This window comes from Dyadobacter sp. CY327, from assembly GCF_021390415.1.
GTDB lineage: Bacteria > Bacteroidota > Bacteroidia > Cytophagales > Spirosomataceae > Dyadobacter > Dyadobacter chenhuakuii.
Genome location: NZ_JAJUXJ010000002.1, coordinates 1 through 17994, shown reverse-complemented (window position 1 = coordinate 17994; position 17994 = coordinate 1). Strand labels below are relative to the sequence as shown.

Sequence of the window (17994 nt, the reverse complement as noted above, 5' to 3'; positions counted from 1 at the left end):
TACTTAGAAATAATGTCGGTTTTCCAGCAACCCTTGCATAATTAAGATCACATGATGAGCTTGGGTTGTCGGGAATACTACATGTAAGGTCGGTTCACTAATACAGCACTTTGCTAGATATGACCTACCAACAGAATCTTTTTGGTCTTATAGCTATGTGTTGCCTCAGATTTTAATGGCCGGCTGTGAGATAGAGTCGGTGGTTCTTTCTCCCATTTGTCGTGTACCAGTATACGAAGAAACGGTGATTTTCCGTACTCTTAGGCCCTCGGACCCGTCCTGAATATAGGTACTATATCAAGGCAATTTAATTCTGAAACTTTCGTGCAGAGAATCCTGAAGTTTACGTTGGAGATCTGATTCCAGGCCCATCAGGTATGTAATAAAGCGAACGAATCTTTACATAATCTACAATCATTCTATCTCTTAATGCACAGCCGGGTTCATTCGAAACGTAGTTAAATTGTAATCTCACTAACATTCCGCTTTATGAGTAGTTATTTTAAAAATGGATAATAGCATACAATCGCATTTATAACAGATGTTAAATTGTACTGAATTACATGTGAATAGAGTTACCTTGGCATATGAAAATCAAGATATTAGAGAAAAAGGACCTTCCGCCATCCAATTCGACTTTGAAGTTTAGGATCAAAAATACTACCAACTGGCGCGTTGGCTTCACTGACGGGGAAACTGGTGACTTTGTCCAGGAGGTGGGAGGGATCACTTACAGCTATTCCTGGAACCAGATTGATGAATATTATCTAACTGCGCCTGTATTACCGTAGTAGAATGCTGGAGTACTAATTTCTTGTGAGCTCAGAGATCAAATCATATAATTCTTTGGGCTCAAATGGTTTGCCCAACACGCCATTCATCCCGGCATCAAGGATTTGACCTTTTATGCTTGGAACTGCCGAAGCTGTCAATGCGATGATCGGCAAGCGGCAATACTTGTCCCCACTAAATTGCCTGATAGTTCTCGCGGCTTGATAACCATCCATTTCAGGCATCTGTAAATCCATGAGGACGAGGTCATAATCATTTGATCCAACCATCTCAGTGGCAATTTTTCCGTTTTCGGCAATGCTGCAAACGCAATTCCATTGCCCCAGAAAGTTTTTGAGCACCATGGTGTTGATTTGCTGATCTTCTACAATCAGTACACGAAGGCTGTTCAAGTTTGGCTGAAAGGTTTCAGGTTTGGATTGCCCGGGATTTGCAGCCAAACATTTGTCTAAATCTAAAACAAAGGAGAATACTGACCCCTGACCGGGCGTGCTTGTAAGCGCTATCTTACCACCCATTATGCCAGCCAGTTCCTGGCTGATACTAAGGCCAAGCCCACTGCCCCCGTATTTCCTGGTCGTGCTGGCGTCGGCCTGGGTAAACATTTCAAAGACCGCTTTTTGTTGGTCAGGGGCTATCCCTATGCCGGTGTCCTGGATTTCAAATGCGACCTTGATCTGTTTGTCATCAGTATCGTTAAGGGCTAGCCTAATGGATACGCTGCCAGCATGAGTAAATCTTAAGGCATTTGAAATTAAGTTATTGAGTATTTGCCCGAGCCGGACAGGGTCAGCGTGAATGTAATCAGGGATTAAGGGATCAATGAAGAGCGAAAGCTCAATATTTCCACTTTCTGCTTCCGGCTGCATGGAACTTTGAATGCTAACCAGCAATTCCTTCAAGCTAAAATCAATGTTATCCAGGACGATCTTACCGACTTCCAGCTTATTATAGTCGAGTATATTGTTGATGATTGCCAGGAGATTTTTCGCTGAGAATTTCAAAATACTCATTTTCTCTATCTGATCAGGCCTTGGGTCCTGTAAGAGCAGATTGATAAAGCCCAAAATTGCGTTCAGGGGTGTCCGGATCTCATGGCTCATTACGGAAAGGAAGTCTGATTTAACCCTGGTCGACTCATCGGCTGTCATCATTGCCTTCATGATGGTGTCAATGAAAGCGTGCCGCTCGGAGATTTTTGAACCGGAAAGAATGATCCCGCCGATTGTGCCCGAGATTTGATACCAGGGCTTGATCTCCCACTGCATCCACTCCATATTTCCATAAAGGTCCAAAAAACTGTCTTCCTCCATGCTAAGATTTTCACCTTCCATTGCCCGCCTATGGTATTGCTTCCAAATTTTTGGGGTAAGCGGAAACAAAGTGTAGTGGCTTATTCCAGCAATGTCGGTGCGTTCGAGGTTAAAGTGGTCTTTCCATACGTTACTTGCGGCAATGTAGTTTTGCTGCTCATCTATGATAGCAATAGCAGCGGGCAATTGATGTATGAAAGAAGCAAGCTGTTGGTTGGCAAGCCTTGAAGATTCTTTTTCAGATTTATATGCAGTGATGTCCTCAAAAGTACCATCTATCCCTATACGTCCTGTTTGGGAAGTCCTAACCCTGCCGATGACTGCTAGATAAATATGGGACCCATCTTTGTGCTTTAATGTTAAATTATGCTTGAAGGGCTTGGCCAAAAGTGTTTTGGAAGCCTGGATAATTGATTTCTTTAATGTGAACAATTCTGTTGGATCAACCACAAGCTTCAAAAAAGTCCATCCATCCGCATACTCGCTGGCATTGTATCCTAACAAAGCCACCACTTCCGGGCAGCTAAAAACAGGTTGTTTTACTAAATCCACTTCCCAAAATCCCAAAAAAGGCCCTCTCTCCAAAGCAGACATATCAAGCAAGTAATGTGTAAGGGCAGATTATCTGGCTACGCTTGTAAGCGCTTCACCCAAGGGCAAAGCAGCCAACAAAATAGCAGGCCATAATCATCGTTGATATGACCCGCTTTAAGCTAACTATTGAGTAAATTAAAGAGTGGCTGGTGCAACTAACTCTCTTTCAAAATAGGCAAGTAACTTCTGATCTTCATCATTGACATCTACACAGTAGTAAATCCGGCTTAGGTATTTCTTGATTACTAACTGCTTGCTGGGATCAATGAGCAAGGAGACTTTGTCTCCGGCCGCATATAAGTTTTCCATGTTTTTTTGTTTTTCACTTTAAAAGCTGTTCGGTGAGGCACATCGTTTCCAGTACTCAACGATGGATTTTAAAGTTTCCTTGATTTCATTGAAATCTGAGGGCTTTACAAAAAATCCCTGCGCTGATGTGCTATATGCTTCAATGACTACATCTTGATTAAATGCGGTCGTAAAATATAGATAAGGAATGCACTTTAAGTTCAGTGATGCATTCTCTTTTAACCTTCTTCGTAGTTCCAGCCCGTCAAGCTTGGGAAGGTTGATGTCAGATAAGATAACGAATGGAAGTGGTGTTTGGCCGTCTAAGTACGTTAACGCCTCAAGCCCATCAGGAAAGTAAATCCTTTTATTTGTATAGCCGAGCTCCTGAAAAGCTTGTTCAATTAAGAGTTGGTCGTCTTGGTCATCCTCAATGATAATAATATCGCCATCCTTGTTCATTTTTGGCAGGGCATTAACCTTGAAGCAATCACATAGTATCAAATGATACGTTTTGGTTTTGCCTCAATTTTATAGCTGTTTAGTTGATAATGTTCTGCTAGCAGTTCATGTAGCATTAAAAAAAATGAAAATATGTATCTGGAATCCTGCCCGGTTACATCAGTTTGTATGAGCTGAATTTGCGCTATGAGCCCTGGGACTTTGTGTCCCTTTTTTCCTTTTTATCAGCCCTTTTTTCTTTCAAATTTTTATCTGCCTTTTTTTTGTCACCTTTCTGCGCACCCTTTTCTTTTGACATGATATATTTCGGTTTCATGTAAGGTAACCCTTAATAGTGGACATTCAACATCACCTTTATAGGGATAGCATTCTATGTCTTATAAAGTTTAATCCGCTGAAATACAAATATGTAATATGGCAAAATTGGGTATACTGCACTGGAAACGGAACCGGTCGATATGATGAACTTCTTGATAACATTTGAATGGAGCCGCACCTAAGAAGCAAATGAGCCGATTGGCACTTTCCCATTTTGCTCAAAGGACGTAATGATGACACCAGTAGTCGAGACTAGATGTTTGACAAGTTTGAAGTTAGCTGGGACGGTCCCATCCCCAAAAAGCCTTTTTCCTTTTCCAATAACAAGGGGATAGATCCAGATATTCATTTGATCAATAAGTCCATGGCGAAGCAAAGATTGAATTAGGTTGGCGCTGCCATGAACTTGCAAGTCAATGCCATTGGTTAATTTAAGGCTTTTTATCTGCTCAATTGTATCTTGATTGAGAAGCACCGTATTTTCCCAGGTTGCGTTAGCCAAAGATTTTGTCGCAACATATTTGTTGATCCGGTTAAATAAGTCAGCTGTGGGATCATCTTTCAGCGATGGCCAGTGAGCCGCAAAAATTTCGTAGGTAACACGGCCTAATAAAAGATCATATGGGTCCTTCATGGCTTCGATCATTGCCTCGTTCATGAGCTGATCCCATTGTGTTACCGACCAGCCACCATATTCAAATCCACTATCGGTATCTTCATCCGGGCCGCCCGGAGCTTGCATGACACCATCTAAGCTCATAAAGGTGTTTGTAATGATTTTTCTCATTTGATTCTTTAAGAATTTGACGGAACAATATTACGGAAAGCACTCACAGCAAGCTGGGTATAAAAGCGACTATTAAGAGGGGGCAATACGACAATGTGATCATCACTTGATCTTCTCATTAATCTCGTTGCTAGGAGCTGGTTATAGGTGCGTAAAAACTGCGACTTCTATGTATTAATGAGTCTAGGTTGTCGGCAATACTACATGAAGGGATCGGTGCAGTGACAGGCTCTTAACCAGATCCGTCGCTACGCACCAGAAAAGCTTTCTGCTGTTGGGACAAATTCTTTCAACTTTGCATTGCCAGCAGTGAGTTTTGGTCCTTGAATCTTTTTAGAATTAGTCGTTATTCAGCGTACATGGGAATGGTGGTTTTTCCATACATTGTGCATTTAGGTAGTAATCACATAATCATGAGAGGCTTCTTAGTTTTTATGTTGGTCATTGGGGCCCGCCAATTTGTTAGCACCGAGCGCTTCCAATTTTTTCAATTAACTCGCTTGGCGTTAGGCCAAATGTTTTCTTGAAGGTGAATGAGAAATGCGAAAGGTTTTCAAAACCGACTTCAAGATAAACTTCCGAAGGCCGCATGTCTCTTTTTGAAATCAGATAATGTGCCTGCTCCAAACGCTTTTGTTGTAACCATTTTTCGGGCGTTGTTTCAAATATCTTTGTAAAATCCCGCTTGAATGTCGAGAGACTGCGACCCGTAAGTTTGGCAAATGTGGGTAGGGGGATGTTGTAGATGAAATTGTGGTTCATGTACATTTCCAAATCGATCTTATGCGGCTGTTGAAAATCAAAGAGAAGCTGTCGGTAAACCTCGCCGCTTTGAAGCAGCAGTTCAATGGCTTCAAGGGTTTTGAGCTCCGCTATTTTTGCAGTCAGTTTTTCCGGACGCTGCGCGTAGGGCACTAATGAATCAAAGAATCCTTTCAAAAGCGTATCGCCTGTCAGCTCCATCATTGCTTTTCCTTTGTATGCAGCTTGTTTGGCAACATCGTTTTCAGTTGCGTATTGATGCAGCGTTTTTTGATCCAGGAATATGCTGATCAGTGCAGGCGGATCACCATTTGGACCCGCCTTTTTTAGTTTTTTAAACAATTCATTCCGGCGCATCAAACAGATTGTACCTTCCTTCATCACAAATGTCCCTTCGCTGGAATAATAGTAGGATTCGCCTGAAAGCATGATGCCCAAAGCATGTTCAGGAAAGTAATGCTCGCTGCTTTGCGTTTTCTGATGACCTTGTGCATAAAGGATATTATGTTGAACAACGACGTTTTCCATTTTGTTTACTTCCATTGCGACAATTCTATTCGGGCTATTTAATTTGGCTCATGATCAACCGATCCATTTGCTTATCGGATAGAATCCTTCTCAAAAATAGCAAAAGAGAGGAAGCCATTTGCGAAGTTGTGTAGCGGGTTTTTGGACTTTTAGCTTCGATTCCGCTTCTGACCAGTTTGGCGATCACTTCTGGCTCTGCTATGTCTTTATTTAACCGGGTAAATACATTGTGTGTTTTTGCCGCAAGATCTTTGTAAGCTGTATGGCCGGATACTTTCATGAGAATGTCAGTAGCAACACTTCCCCATTCAGATCTGGTGGCACCCGGTTCAACGACGATCACGTCAATGCCAAACTGCTTGACTTCACTGCGCATACTATCGCTTAATGCTTCCAATGCAAATTTGCTTGCATGGTACCAACCTCCTAACGGAAAAGCGATCTTGCCGCCAACAGAAGAAATATTAACGATCTTGCCATACTTGTTTTCACGCATTTTGGGCAAAACCAGTTGTGCCAACCGCATAGCGCCAAATACGTTCACTTCCATTTGATAACGTGCATCTTCCATCGAAATGTCTTCAATTGCCCCTTCTTGACCAAAGCCCGCATTATTGACTACAATGTCAATGCTTCCTGCTTCCTGCAAAATCTGATCGACGCACGCTCGCACGCTATCATCTTTTGTTACATCCAGTGCGATCGGTTTGATGCCATGCGATTTCAAGTCTTCCATTTTGTCGGTCCGGCGCGCAGCACCATACACATGAAATCCATTTTGAGCGAGATAAATGGCAGTCGCTTTGCCAATTCCGGCCGAAGCCCCTGTTACCAATACTGTCTTTTTCATTTTGTACAAGTTTTCTTTTGTTAAAATTGATATGACAAAGGTAACTTAGGCGTGTAGGTGCGGGTTTGTTGAAAAGTCCAAGTTTGTGTGCTGACAAGTTCAAATGTAGGATGCTTTTGCTAGGCTTTCTTTCTTAACCTGCTCAAATGTTCCGGGGTCAGGCCCAGGTAGGATGCGATGTAGTACTGCGGGACTTGCTGGACTATTTGCGGGTAGGTAGCGGCAAAATTTCGGTATTGCTCCTCATGTGAAGTTGAAATGATCTTTTTCCGTTTCGCTTCTGCGCTGCAAAAGACATGCTCAATAATCAACCTGCCGAACCGTTCCCAAATCTTGTACTGATCATACAAAGCATTGATATCGCTCTTTTTTAAGATCAGCAGCTCCACATCTGTCAACGCTTCCAGGTATTGCATGGAGGGCGCCCCCATAATAAAGCTTTGGTAATCACTGGTAAATTGATTTTCACCGACAAAATCCACGGTGGTTTCTTTGTCATTTTGAAAACTATACTCCCGTAGTACGCCCGAATTGATGAATGCTATAAAATTGCAAACCTGCCCTTCCTGCAAAAGAAGGTCCTTCTTTTTTAGCGTTTTGATTTTAATGATCCGGGCAAAGGCATCCCATTCTTCTGCATTTGGGTCAATGATCATTCTGATGAATGATTCTATTTTAATCATGGATTCTGGACTTACCATATATCGCTCTGTAATAGCTTGACAAGTTTAATTGCTTGGGGCCTTTGACCGCTTCTTGCAAAAGTCTCCAGGCAGGCTAAGATACGCAATCACGATTTATTCGTTGATCTCGGTTTTAATGGTTCCCAAATAGCTAATCGTGGTTTCTACCTGATCCCCGGGTTTAAGATAGCGGGTATTTTTCATTTCCTTTTTCAAGTATTGCTGCATAATGTAGGGGTGCATTTTTGAACCAAAAAACCCGCCGGTAAAAATGTATTTGAAGACTGCGCCCATGATAAAGCCTTTGCTTGGTGCATTGAAGACAACGCCCGCAGGTGTTCCGGTAATAATAATGCTATTTGCCGGAATGCAGCTCCCTTCGAACAGGTTGACCATTTTATCCTGATAATAGCTTTTCTTTTTGCCCTTCACAGACAGTGACTCTTCAATGATCTTGTTAATATCCCAAACCATATCTTTTGCGCTGCCATGTTGGCGCTGCTGCCCGTTGACGGAAAGTGAAAGGTTTAATTCATTCGCAAATGCACGCCAGTCTCTTGGCACAACCATGTAAGGACCTGTTGGCAGGAACCCTTCTTTACTCTTACCATCAGGGAAACCTTTGCCACTGGCTACATTCTGGCTATCCATTTTACGCATCAGTGTTGCCCTGTCGGTAAAGTCATTGACAACCAGAAACCCGATCATCATGCCTTTCATCTCGGCAGCTGAACAAACCGCTTTCGGAAAAACAATGCCAAGTTCAACTTCATGGTCTAAGAGCCAGCCTTTTGTATACTTCAACTCGTGGACTGCCGGGTCAGTGCGCACATATTTTGGAAACATGAACGGCCTTACCTGTCCGGTTTCCACGCCGTGTTCTGCATAATTGATGCCAATAGCTAGATGCGTATTGCCACCCACACTGGCAAGCAGATCTTTATACTTTAAGGATAATTGCTTGGTACTGGTGTGGGTAAGCTCTACGATATGATCGAATTCCAGGCCTTTTATCACATCAAACGAGTTTTGATCATATCTGCTTAACTCAGCACTTAAATCAATCCCCCTGATTGTTTCTCCATCATCTTCCAGAACTACAAGGGTATGGACTTGCCCACCTTTATCAAACCGGGCGAGCGTAAGTGCATCTTCTGGTGCCTTCAAAATTTTACCGGCTTTTTCAAATACGCTTATTTGGGCCGCTGTATCAATAGCAATCTCAGCTAAATGCCTGTAATCCTTTGTATCTAGTGCAGACAGAAATACAGAATGGGCACTGAAAGTGTCAAATATACCAAGCAGGCCGCCCATAGCCAGGCCGATCAATGTTTTGTTCATGATATTGATTTTTTGAAAGAAGAATTAGTGTTTTCCAGGAATGATTCTGTAGCTCAGGCCAACTTTGAAACTGAGCCCGCCAGCTACTTCCGGGTTGAGCGGGTCTTTGCGGCTGCCCATCTCATAGAAATCGATAAAGCCCGTTGCTTTATCATTCTTATTATACACTTCCATGTTACGGATAAGCGTATACGCAGCAGTCGCACGGATAGCCCAGTTGGGCGAAACGTAATTCTCGGCAAACAGGCCAGGATTAACTGTATTGTATTCAAAATACCGTTGTTGGAAGTTTAAGCGGTAAGTCGAATTTTGTACAAACAGGTTGAAACCGGTATTTACCTTCGGGTTAACAGCATAACTGACCGTGGCACTGTGTGGCAAATCACCAAATATCCATAGCTTATTATTGACCTTCCAGTCCATACCTACCAGTACAATATACTGCGGGCCATAAAACTGCCTGCGGTAACCAATAATACCCTTCCAGGTTAGTTTATCATTAACCTTCCAGGTTCCTCTGAGGACCGCACCAAACTTGATGTCAGAACTCTTAACGTTCTTGTAATCGCTGTTCAAAAACGGCATAAACAATGCTGTAAGGTTAAATTTTTTATTGACCGTTGTACTGTAACCCACTGTGGGCGAAATACTGTAAACGCTTTTCACTTCAAAGGCTGGGTGTAAGCCGGAAAAGTTAAATGCTTCCAGGTTGCCACCCACCAGCAAGTATTTGGATTTGTTTGGTGTAAGAAAAATAGGGATTGTGGTACCGATTTTAAGGTTGCTCCCTGTGAATTTCTGATCCCCTCCCTCGGTTTTGATCTTCATTGGAAGATTTTCATAGCTCACATTTACACCTTCAATGTATCCTTGTCCAAAGCTTGAAGACGGTAATAGCAGCGACAGCACATAGATAACGGCAATCGGGAAAGCCAGTAGGCGGGGCCTCGCGGGTAACATTCTGGTAAGTCGCAGAATCAGACCTTCGAGCGGGAAACTGATTAGGTATTGATAGTTGGATTTCATTTGTTTCAGGTTTGATTTGCTTGTCCTGCTATGGAATAGGACAAAACTATCTACCATGATCTGGCAACTCATTGATGTTTATCAAGATCGTAAACTGTGCATCAGCGTATTTTATCAACTAATCTTATTTCGTCGATATTAATTTTTTATAGATAATACTGAGCAATTACCCCAGAGAAATCAATTGGTTCTCAAAGCGTATTAATTTCGACAAAAAGATGCCCGGCTTTTCCCGAAATCAAGTGACAACACAGATTTAGAAGGCAATCCATGCTAAATGGTTTTATATATGGCTACTTTTCGCATTTGTTGTTAATCAGTGTACGCGGAAACGGTCGTTAAACTGAAAAATGAGATATGCAGCAATTGTGCTATTAAAGCATTAAAAGTGCTAATGTATTGCTTATTAGTACTTTGGGTATGCCAAAAAGTGTACTGTCAGAGCAAAAGCCGGGCATCAGAGTCATCCTTGATGATGACGATTTCGCCATTCTTGTTCATAGCGCAACGTTTAAGATAAAGTCCATCTATGGAAATTTGTTTAAGTATTCAAAAATACCAGAAATCCTGTAAATCTTACACCTTGGACTTAACTTAGGATTTGTTGTGTTCTTTAAAAGTATTGTGTATTGCAAGTACCATTCACTTTGTGAACGCATAACCGCTCACCTTACGAATCCAGGTTACCATAATCCTAAACCATGGCAAAAACACCCCCGAAAATTAATAAACAGATGGCTGGCCTTCTGGACCATTTGACCACACAACGTGAAACGATCCTGAACAAATGGCGGACTATATGTGCCCAGGACCTGATCATGGCCAGTAAGACAAGCCTTTCAAGGGAGGAATTTAATGACCAGGCACCTGTCATCTTGAACATACTCAATCAACGTCTGGCCAAAGTGCCGCAAGAGTCCGATGTTGTCTCGATAGCGCAGGCACATGGGCTCCATCGCTGGCAACGTGGCTACTCGCTGCCAGAGTTGCTGATAGAATTAGAGCATCTTTTTCGTATTGTAGTAGGGGTCATCAGAGACTATCATCAAGAAACAAAAAGCCTTTCTGCCGAAGTTCTGCTTGAAGTACACGAGCACGTCTTGAATGTTTCACATGAGGCAAGCCGCGGCAGTGTGCTTTACTATGATGAGCTAAGGCAAACCAATGCCGCCGAGCAGGCCAGCACGACCCTGCGGGCACTGCGCCAGCTTGAAGAATTGGGCAAAAACCGCAGCAGCCAATTGCGTGAAAGCACGCATGATCTCAGGTCGAGCTTTGGTGTATTGATGAGCGCTTCACATATGCTCAGGATGCCCGAGACGGAAGAAGAACGTGTTAAACTCTTTGAAATGCTTAACAGGAACCTGGGCTCGGTAAGGGATATGCTATTACAGCTGAGTGACTTTGCCCGCATTGAGGCAGGACAGGAGACGTTGGAGATCAAAAAGTTTGACGCAGCAGACTTGCTTAACAAAGTAATTGCAAGTGCACAGCCGCTCGCTGAGAACCGGAGCCTTGTTCTTCGGGGGGAAGGGCCAAAAGAGCTTAAAGTGACAAGTGACCCCGTAAAAATTCAGCGGATTGTGCAAAACCTGCTGCTCAATGCGCTTAAATACACTAAAAAGGGAGGCGTTTATATATCATGGGCACAGGAAAATGAGACACGTTGGATACTGAGTGTACAGGATACGGGACCTGGTTTTTCGGCTAGCAGCCCCGCAGGCCTATTGGCCGAGCAGTTGAAGCCTTTAAGCGAGGTGGGTAGCAGTCACCAAACTGGTGGGAAATCTGAATACCCGCTTGATCATGCACCATCAACCGAAGTGATTAAACAGAACCCAGTGCAGATGAAAGAAAGTGAAGGGCTGGGTTTACTCATTGTAAAGAAACTTTGTGAGCTCATGAAAGGCAATATGGACATCGAAAGTGAGCCTGGTAAAGGTACGCTTGTCCGGATCAGGTTTCTTTCCCATCAGCAGTAAAGATGCGCCGTTCTGATTGATTATTAGAATCCATAAGTAGTTAGCCATAGCTTTGAGTAATCGCCTACGACTAATCAAACATCAGCGTCATAATATCAAACCTGTCTGTGCTAGGTCCGCTGTTATTTGACCAACTTTCACAATAAATTGATATTATCCAAAGTGAACCCCTGAAAAGTGAACCCTTGAAAATCATTTGGTGGTTTTTATGTACTCATAGACCCTTGACCCATCTGGTTATTAATACTTATATCAATGTATTTAATTCTGAATTTTCGTGCAAAGAGTTCTACGGTTTATATCGGAGATCTGATTCTAGGCACTTCAAGTATGTAATGAAACGAACAAATCTTTACACAATTTTCAAGCACCCCAATCTCTTTATGCACAGCCTGGCTAATTTAAACCGTGGTATTTGTGTACTCTCATGTCTATAACTTTATTCTCCCATTTATATGAATGGTGCAAGTGGGTCTAAGACAACTTGTTATACCTGTTTTTTGTATCTTGGGAATACAACGATGATTGTTGATAGACACTGGACGCCAAATGGAAGTAAAAACACACCTACTGCACCCGGCCCTCCATGAATATGTACTTAACATATTAACGGTAGATTTGACGCTGATGAATGGAATGAGTGAGGTGGTGACACCCTTTCCGCCTTCGCCTTTTCAATCATTGATGTTTTATTGCAATGATCCTGTGTCGATGGGCCGTTCCGGGTCAGCGAGTTTTGAAGTGCAGCCACTTGTCCTGCTTACCGGGCCGCAGCTTTCCCGTGTAAATGTCAAAGTGCACAAACGTCTCAGGTCGATACGCGTTGACTTTCTGCCGGGTGCCATGTACCGCATCTTGAACGTTCCAATGCACGAGTTGGCTGATGGCGGCTATGACGCACTAGACTTTTTTGATGCCGAAATGCAAAGCGTCAATGAACGCTTACAAAATCCAGGCACCATGGAGGAAGGTAAAGATATAGTGGAAGAATTCCTTATAAAAAGGGTAATCGGTCTCAGGAAGGCGTTGCCCTTTGATGCTGCCATTCGCACGCTCCTGGCAACTAATGGTGCAATGTCTATTGAGAAGACGGCATCACTTTCCTGTCTGAGCTTAAAACAATTTGAGAGGACCTGTAAAGAAAGAATAGGCATGAACCCGAAATTCTATGCCCGCATTTTAAAGTTTTCCAAAGCATACAGGCTTCGGGAAGATTTCCCACAAATCAGCTGGTTACAAATAGCGCACGAGGCAGGATACTTCGATCAAATGCACATGATCAGGGACTTCAAGATCTTTGCCGGGGTAAATCCTTCTATGATAGAGCAAGAACTGCGTTCTACCCCGCTGCGTATGCAAAAGGATATGCGTTACTGAGAAAATGTCGATTTTGTACTAGGCGCAGGGTCAACTTGCCAGATAGCTTTGTGATAAAAAAATCATGAAAACATCTCGTCTGGCATTATTTATCGCGTGCTTTCTTCTCATTTCCAATCATCTAAATGCGCAGTCTTATGAAGGGTTGACGCATTTGAAGGGATTTAAAACAGATACTTATTACAGCAATGGTTCGGAAGCAAAGGCCAGGCGCATGGCGCAACAACTCGACAACGTGCAAGCATTCTACGCCGGGCTATTACAATTTACACCCACAGTAACCCTTCTGATACTCTCTCCAGGTGATTGGAAAAACTTCACCAAATTCCCTTTTTACGGTATGCCCCATTATACCAGCAATAAAACGCTGATAGTGGCTGCTGAAAATAATGATCATTGGAAAAGCATGGTTCCAGCTACTGACAAAATTCCAGCCGCATACGCCGGGCCCTTAAAAGAAGCCTATACAGATAAGAATGGCGGACTGAATATGGAGCCATTCTTTGACTTACTGGCAATCCATGAACTGGGTCATGCCTACCATAACCAGGGCGGTTTGGTCATGCAGCGCAGGTGGATGGGCGAGTTGTTTCCAAATATTTTGCTTCATACTTACATTGCTGAAAAGGAGCCTGAGCTTTTGAATGCGCTGACTATATTTCCTAAAATGGCCGTTGCAACCACTGACAGGTCCACATTGAAATATACCACATTGCAAGAGCTGGAAAAAAATTATAATCAGATAGGGCCGAATTACCCGCAAAACTATGGTTGGTACCAGTGCCGTTGGCATATTGCCGCCGGCGAAATCTATGACGCTAGCAACACTGACGGCCTTAGAAACTTATGGAACACACTAAAGACACAAAGAGAGATTTTGGGTGATCTCGAATTGGCTGAATTACTTGGTAAAAAAGCGCATAAAAGCATTGCAGATGTCCAGCTGAATTGGGATAAAACAGATTTCAGGCCATAAATAATAAGAAGACGAGTGTGCCGCACTTAGGAAGCGAATGAACCGAGGAAGAAATACAAGTAAGCGGTGATATGTATGTGGGCAGGGCCTACTACTTACTCATAAATGTCTGCACCGCACATCCTATTTTTTTAACAACTTGTACCTGATATGGGTAGTCAGCTCCGAAGGAATCATTTCCATTATTTGAATATCAAAAATATCTGTATTAATACCGTCGAAAAGCCTGATGCCGCTTCCTAAAAAAACAGGGGCAATGTGAATAAAGAACTCATCAATAAGTCCTGCTTTTAAAAATTGCTGGATCGTATTTGCCCCGCCCTGTATCCTGATATCTTTCCCATTTGCTGACTGTTTTGCTTTTTCCAACGCACTTTGTATACCATCATTGATAAAATAAAAGGTCGTTGTCCCTTTCTGTACCCAGGGCTGCCGTATTTGGGTGGTAAGCACATAAACGTCCGCTTTGTATAAATCCTCCTTCCAAACAACCTCTCCTTCGTCAAACATCCGTTTCCCCATGATGTAAGCGCCTGTCCGTGTAAACACATCATCAATTAATTGACTGTCTGCCCCGTATTCAGAACCACCTTCCATATTTATATTTTTCCAAAATGCTTTCTGCTTAAACATCCATCCATGCAACTTTCCGGACGCACCGCCCATGGGATTCTCCGGGCCTCTATTCTCTCCAGCAAAAAAGCCGTCAAGGGATATCCCGCTGTCAAAAATGATTTTGCTGGTTATAATTTCGTTTTCCATTATTTGATTAATTTATAGTCTGGCTAATTGTTGGTTTAGTTTATCGAACATTTGGATCCAGCCGCGGTAAGCTCCGGTTGTCTTGGCTTTATCCTCAGAAACAGTTTCATGAATAAGCGCTTTGGTTTGATTGCCAAGTGATTCAAATGTCACAGTTGTAATAATTTCCTGGGGCCAAGTAGCTAATTGTTTGTCCGCCATGTTGTTTATCTCCTCGCCATTCTCATTTGAAAATTGCATCGTAAAAACGATCTTGCTTGGTGGAACTATCTCAATGTACGTTCCAATAACCCAGTTTTTACCATGTAACGGGTGCTGGATACAATAGTGAAACCGGCCACCCTCTTTGACCTCGATAGACTTATATTCAATGAGGCATCGATCCGGAGCATACCAGTGTTTTAATTTTTCGGGGTCAGTCCATGCTTGGAAAACCCGATCAATACCTGCGTCAAACAGGTGAGATATTGTAAGTTCTTTTTCTTGTGCTTCCACTTCTACTGATTTTTAGTTTCTGCTAAAAAATTATCAAGCTTATGGAAGCGCTGGCTCCATAGCTTACGTGATTCCTGCACCCAGGTCATCACTTCCTCCAATTGATCCAAGTTGGCTTCACACATTTGCTCCCTTCCCTTCTGAGAAAGCGTTATCATACCACATTCACTCAATACCTTCAGATGCTTGGCAATACCTTGTCTGGTGATACCTGAATTATCTACAATCTGCCCAATGTTCAAAGCCCCACCTGACAACCTCTGAATTATCATTCTTCTTGTCGGATCAGCAATTGCCTGGAAAACGTCCCGTCTCTCTATCATAGTACAACCATTTGGTTGCAAATATATATACAACTATTTGGTTGTGCAAATTTCTCTAAGTGTCGCGAGAAAGCACAAGTTCTTGCTGCGATGGATTCTCTGCTGATAGGCCAACGATAACATATAGTTATAAGAAGCAAGAGAAAATTTAATCGGTGGTTTAAACGAACTATTCTCCTTGACTGTTGATATAGTATTTGCAAGCTGTGAGAGCCCTTATTAGTTTAATCAATGAAATATGTGACACGTTTAACTGTAATCTTTCCCATTTAGCTTTACTGATAATTGATCTAAAATCCGTGCAACTTCCTTAATCCGCTCCACAATCCGGATATTCTTTTCTTGCAAAACAACCAATCGTTCGAAATTGTCGCTATTCCTAATATGCAGGGCCAAAATTCGGTCTTGTACTAAGGATAATCTCTCATTGTTGAAAGAATGGTATTCTGGTTGAAGGGGTTGATTGTTTCATCTGAGATCTGGTGATAGTTCCCTGGAAGCTTCCAGGTTACCCTGATTACAGTGGTTTCCACTATCAGGAATAATTTTTTTACTTGGCTCCGGCTTTGAATTATTCTTAATAGAATGGGACCAAACATACCCGGATTTGATAAACCTAATTTGGATAAACTTGAATTTAGAAGTATTGAAGAGTTAGAAGCCTATGAACAAATCCTTAATGGAAATAGGTTGAAATGGCAGCTTCAAATTGATCAGCTGACAAAAATGCTGTATCGGCTTTACAAGATCAAAGTCATGGATTAGCTGACCATTAACAGTTATGGATTTAAAAGGGCCGTTTTTTTACCAATCTGAATATATGGGCAATAAGCAACTTTTAGTGATGATCGACGATGATACCGACGATCATGAAATATTTAAAATGGCCATCAACGAGCTTAATGAACCATTGCAATGCCTGTTTTTTTTAGACTGTGAATCTGCAATAGCACATTTTTCAATAAACACGTCAACACCTCCCGGATATGTCTTCATCGATCTGAGGCTGCCCAGGATAGATGGTGACGAGTGTTTGGAAGAGTTGCAAAAGTTAAAACAGTTCGATGGGCCGTGGCTTGTGGCATATTCTTCTTCTATCCCGACGGAATACCGCAGCAAGCTATCCCGAATTGGGGTGGACCAGTTTATCGAAAAGACAGGGTCGATACAACAGCTTACCAGTCAAATACAGAATTTGCTCTTAACGAGCTAATTACAATTGATGTTGGATCATTCTTACACCAGCTGTTTACTCTTACAAATGGACAAAACAACTAATTCAACATGGCCGCAGGCCGATATCAAGTTGACAATGCGAGAATTTTTGAAAGTTTATCAAAAAAACCCGTTGGCAATGGCTAAACTGCAGTCGCTTATTGAATCGCAACCAGCTCTTAAAGAAGGGTCACATCACTGGCGGCCCACCTCTGAGGACGGAAGGGAATTTACTTTACAAAGACCCCACACAGACAATCTTCCATACATTCTGGCCTGGTCGCAAATATTAGATGATCGCGAAGTCTTATGTGCGATAAATTTGGACAGCGTAAGCAAGCCGCATTGTATGTGACAATAGATCAAGCCATGTATGCCCAAGATGAAAAACTGTACCGCTTTTTAGGACCTGGACAAATCCCAGCGGAATTAAATATAGAGAATAGGAATGGAAAATCGGTCCGGCTTACCATACCGCCTAATACACTTGTCATTTATGGGAAGCGATCAATGCTTTTGTAGTTTTCAGAGAAAGTAAATGCTCACGGATGGATCGATAATTGCTAGGGCACCGCTTCGCAGAAATATTGGACATCAAAAAACTTTATGGCATTTATTGATAGAGTATTACAAACCCCATCATATGGGTGGTCTGATCAGGCAGGTGAGCTGATCAAACCAAAGGCAGGACAGATTTTAACGGAATTTTTTACCAGGTTGAATGTCTTTGCAGACCGCAGGAACTGGCTTCCCTTAATGAGCTGGGTCAAGGTGCTGTGCACAATACCATTACTAGTGCTATTTCTTTTTAAGTTTATCAGCTTACCCTTATTTGCCGCAGCCTTTGTATATAGCATGATTATTATGGGCACGCACGGCACGATTTGGCATCACCGGTATTGTACCCATGGCGCATATAAATTCCGCAACAAATTCTGGCGGATTGTCACGCAAAATCTGACTGTCAGCATGATTCCAGAAGAGATCTATGCAATTTCCCATCATGTCCATCATGCCAAATCTGACCAGCCAGGCGATCCCTATAATGCACGGGCTGGTTTCCTTTACTGCTTTCTGGCCGATGTCAACCATCAGCCCATTGCAAAAGAGCTGAGTGAAG

General features: G+C 42.5%; 18 protein-coding genes and 1 pseudogene. 7 read left to right on the top strand and 12 right to left on the bottom strand.

Annotation, left to right across the window (positions count from 1 at the left end; genetic code table 11):
- The first annotated feature begins 587 nt into the window (after nucleotides 1–587).
- Nucleotides 588–791, top strand: a complete 204-nt coding sequence (locus LZG74_RS09670; RefSeq protein WP_233796374.1) for a hypothetical protein — start codon at nucleotides 588–590, stop codon at nucleotides 789–791.
- A gap of 15 nt (nucleotides 792–806) precedes the next feature.
- On the opposite strand, the gene LZG74_RS09665 is transcribed toward LZG74_RS09670, so the two are convergent.
- The 9 genes from LZG74_RS09665 to LZG74_RS09625 form a co-directional block, all read right to left on the bottom strand.
- The gene (locus LZG74_RS09665; RefSeq protein WP_233796373.1) at nucleotides 807–2699 is read right to left on the bottom strand and encodes a PAS domain-containing sensor histidine kinase; all 1893 of its coding nucleotides are present in this window, start codon (nucleotides 2697–2699) and stop codon (nucleotides 807–809) included.
- A 135-nt stretch (nucleotides 2700–2834) separates the two neighbouring features.
- Nucleotides 2835–3008: a hypothetical protein gene (locus tag LZG74_RS09660; protein ID WP_233796372.1), complete on the bottom strand. Its 174-nt coding sequence runs from the start codon at nucleotides 3006–3008 to the stop codon at nucleotides 2835–2837.
- Nucleotides 3009–3026: 18 nt separating this feature from the next.
- Nucleotides 3027–3449 (bottom strand): response regulator, encoded by a 423-nt coding sequence (locus LZG74_RS09655; RefSeq protein ID WP_233796371.1) that lies wholly within the window; start codon nucleotides 3447–3449, stop codon nucleotides 3027–3029.
- 496 nt (nucleotides 3450–3945) lie between these two features.
- Nucleotides 3946–4554, bottom strand: a complete 609-nt coding sequence (locus LZG74_RS09650) for a dihydrofolate reductase family protein (protein ID WP_233796370.1) — start codon at nucleotides 4552–4554, stop codon at nucleotides 3946–3948.
- A gap of 462 nt (nucleotides 4555–5016) precedes the next feature.
- Entirely contained in the window at nucleotides 5017–5844 is an 828-nt protein-coding gene (locus LZG74_RS09645; RefSeq protein WP_233796369.1) for an AraC family transcriptional regulator, read from the bottom strand.
- Nucleotides 5845–5878: 34 nt separating this feature from the next.
- Entirely contained in the window at nucleotides 5879–6694 is an 816-nt protein-coding gene (locus tag LZG74_RS09640) for an oxidoreductase (RefSeq protein ID WP_233796368.1), read from the bottom strand.
- Nucleotides 6695–6813: 119 nt separating this feature from the next.
- On the bottom strand, nucleotides 6814–7377 hold the full coding sequence (locus LZG74_RS09635; RefSeq protein WP_233796367.1) for a Crp/Fnr family transcriptional regulator: 564 nt from the start codon (nucleotides 7375–7377) through the stop codon (nucleotides 6814–6816).
- 114 nt (nucleotides 7378–7491) lie between these two features.
- The gene (locus LZG74_RS09630; RefSeq protein WP_233796366.1) at nucleotides 7492–8718 is read right to left on the bottom strand and encodes a fumarylacetoacetate hydrolase family protein; all 1227 of its coding nucleotides are present in this window, start codon (nucleotides 8716–8718) and stop codon (nucleotides 7492–7494) included.
- Between the two features lie 24 nt (nucleotides 8719–8742).
- Nucleotides 8743–9744: a DUF6268 family outer membrane beta-barrel protein gene (locus LZG74_RS09625; RefSeq protein WP_233796365.1), complete on the bottom strand. Its 1002-nt coding sequence runs from the start codon at nucleotides 9742–9744 to the stop codon at nucleotides 8743–8745.
- Between the two features lie 701 nt (nucleotides 9745–10445).
- Here LZG74_RS09625 and LZG74_RS09620 point away from each other — a divergent pair.
- The 3 genes from LZG74_RS09620 (at nucleotide 10446) to LZG74_RS09610 (ending at nucleotide 14079) form a co-directional block, all read left to right on the top strand.
- Nucleotides 10446–11726: a sensor histidine kinase gene (locus LZG74_RS09620; protein WP_233796364.1), complete on the top strand. Its 1281-nt coding sequence runs from the start codon at nucleotides 10446–10448 to the stop codon at nucleotides 11724–11726.
- Nucleotides 11727–12275: 549 nt separating this feature from the next.
- Nucleotides 12276–13103, top strand: coding sequence for an AraC family transcriptional regulator (locus LZG74_RS09615; RefSeq protein WP_233796363.1), 828 nt, complete (start codon nucleotides 12276–12278; stop codon nucleotides 13101–13103).
- 64 nt (nucleotides 13104–13167) lie between these two features.
- Entirely contained in the window at nucleotides 13168–14079 is a 912-nt protein-coding gene (locus tag LZG74_RS09610) for a hypothetical protein (protein WP_233796362.1), read from the top strand.
- 123 nt (nucleotides 14080–14202) lie between these two features.
- On the opposite strand, the gene LZG74_RS09605 is transcribed toward LZG74_RS09610, so the two are convergent.
- The 3 genes from LZG74_RS09605 to LZG74_RS09595 are packed head-to-tail and all read right to left on the bottom strand — an operon-like array spanning nucleotide 14203 to nucleotide 15659.
- The gene (locus tag LZG74_RS09605) at nucleotides 14203–14841 is read right to left on the bottom strand and encodes a dihydrofolate reductase family protein (RefSeq protein WP_233796361.1); all 639 of its coding nucleotides are present in this window, start codon (nucleotides 14839–14841) and stop codon (nucleotides 14203–14205) included.
- Between the two features lie 12 nt (nucleotides 14842–14853).
- Nucleotides 14854–15336: an SRPBCC domain-containing protein gene (locus tag LZG74_RS09600; RefSeq protein ID WP_233796360.1), complete on the bottom strand. Its 483-nt coding sequence runs from the start codon at nucleotides 15334–15336 to the stop codon at nucleotides 14854–14856.
- Between the two features lie 2 nt (nucleotides 15337–15338).
- Complete coding sequence (locus LZG74_RS09595) at nucleotides 15339–15659, bottom strand: helix-turn-helix transcriptional regulator (protein WP_233796359.1); 321 nt, start codon at nucleotides 15657–15659, stop codon at nucleotides 15339–15341.
- Nucleotides 15660–16244: 585 nt separating this feature from the next.
- Here LZG74_RS09595 and LZG74_RS09590 point away from each other — a divergent pair.
- The 3 genes and pseudogenes from LZG74_RS09590 to LZG74_RS09580 form a co-directional block, all read left to right on the top strand.
- Nucleotides 16245–16424: a hypothetical protein gene (locus LZG74_RS09590; protein ID WP_233796358.1), complete on the top strand. Its 180-nt coding sequence runs from the start codon at nucleotides 16245–16247 to the stop codon at nucleotides 16422–16424.
- Nucleotides 16425–16440: 16 nt separating this feature from the next.
- The gene (locus LZG74_RS09585) at nucleotides 16441–16872 is read left to right on the top strand and encodes a response regulator (protein ID WP_233796357.1); all 432 of its coding nucleotides are present in this window, start codon (nucleotides 16441–16443) and stop codon (nucleotides 16870–16872) included.
- 608 nt (nucleotides 16873–17480) lie between these two features.
- Nucleotides 17481–17994 (top strand): annotated as a pseudogene (locus LZG74_RS09580) (fatty acid desaturase); the annotation flags it as partial.

Bases quoted from the DNA above. Each gene is read 5' to 3' on its own strand.
- LZG74_RS09670 (WP_233796374.1), top strand. From the start codon at position 588: ATGAAAATCAAGATATTAGAGAAAAAGGACCTTCCGCCATCCAATTCG.
- LZG74_RS09665 (WP_233796373.1), bottom strand. From the start codon at position 2,699: ATGTCTGCTTTGGAGAGAGGGCCTTTTTTGGGATTTTGGGAAGTGGAT.
- LZG74_RS09660 (WP_233796372.1), bottom strand. From the start codon at position 3,008: ATGGAAAACTTATATGCGGCCGGAGACAAAGTCTCCTTGCTCATTGAT.
- LZG74_RS09655 (WP_233796371.1), bottom strand. From the start codon at position 3,449: ATGAACAAGGATGGCGATATTATTATCATTGAGGATGACCAAGACGAC.
- LZG74_RS09650 (WP_233796370.1), bottom strand. From the start codon at position 4,554: ATGAGAAAAATCATTACAAACACCTTTATGAGCTTAGATGGTGTCATG.
- LZG74_RS09645 (WP_233796369.1), bottom strand. From the start codon at position 5,844: ATGGAAAACGTCGTTGTTCAACATAATATCCTTTATGCACAAGGTCAT.
- LZG74_RS09640 (WP_233796368.1), bottom strand. From the start codon at position 6,694: ATGAAAAAGACAGTATTGGTAACAGGGGCTTCGGCCGGAATTGGCAAA.
- LZG74_RS09635 (WP_233796367.1), bottom strand. From the start codon at position 7,377: ATGATTAAAATAGAATCATTCATCAGAATGATCATTGACCCAAATGCA.
- LZG74_RS09630 (WP_233796366.1), bottom strand. From the start codon at position 8,718: ATGAACAAAACATTGATCGGCCTGGCTATGGGCGGCCTGCTTGGTATA.
- LZG74_RS09625 (WP_233796365.1), bottom strand. From the start codon at position 9,744: ATGAAATCCAACTATCAATACCTAATCAGTTTCCCGCTCGAAGGTCTG.
- LZG74_RS09620 (WP_233796364.1), top strand. From the start codon at position 10,446: ATGGCAAAAACACCCCCGAAAATTAATAAACAGATGGCTGGCCTTCTG.
- LZG74_RS09615 (WP_233796363.1), top strand. From the start codon at position 12,276: ATGGAAGTAAAAACACACCTACTGCACCCGGCCCTCCATGAATATGTA.
- LZG74_RS09610 (WP_233796362.1), top strand. From the start codon at position 13,168: ATGAAAACATCTCGTCTGGCATTATTTATCGCGTGCTTTCTTCTCATT.
- LZG74_RS09605 (WP_233796361.1), bottom strand. From the start codon at position 14,841: ATGGAAAACGAAATTATAACCAGCAAAATCATTTTTGACAGCGGGATA.
- LZG74_RS09595 (WP_233796359.1), bottom strand. From the start codon at position 15,659: ATGATAGAGAGACGGGACGTTTTCCAGGCAATTGCTGATCCGACAAGA.
- LZG74_RS09590 (WP_233796358.1), top strand. From the start codon at position 16,245: ATGGGACCAAACATACCCGGATTTGATAAACCTAATTTGGATAAACTT.
- LZG74_RS09585 (WP_233796357.1), top strand. From the start codon at position 16,441: ATGGATTTAAAAGGGCCGTTTTTTTACCAATCTGAATATATGGGCAAT.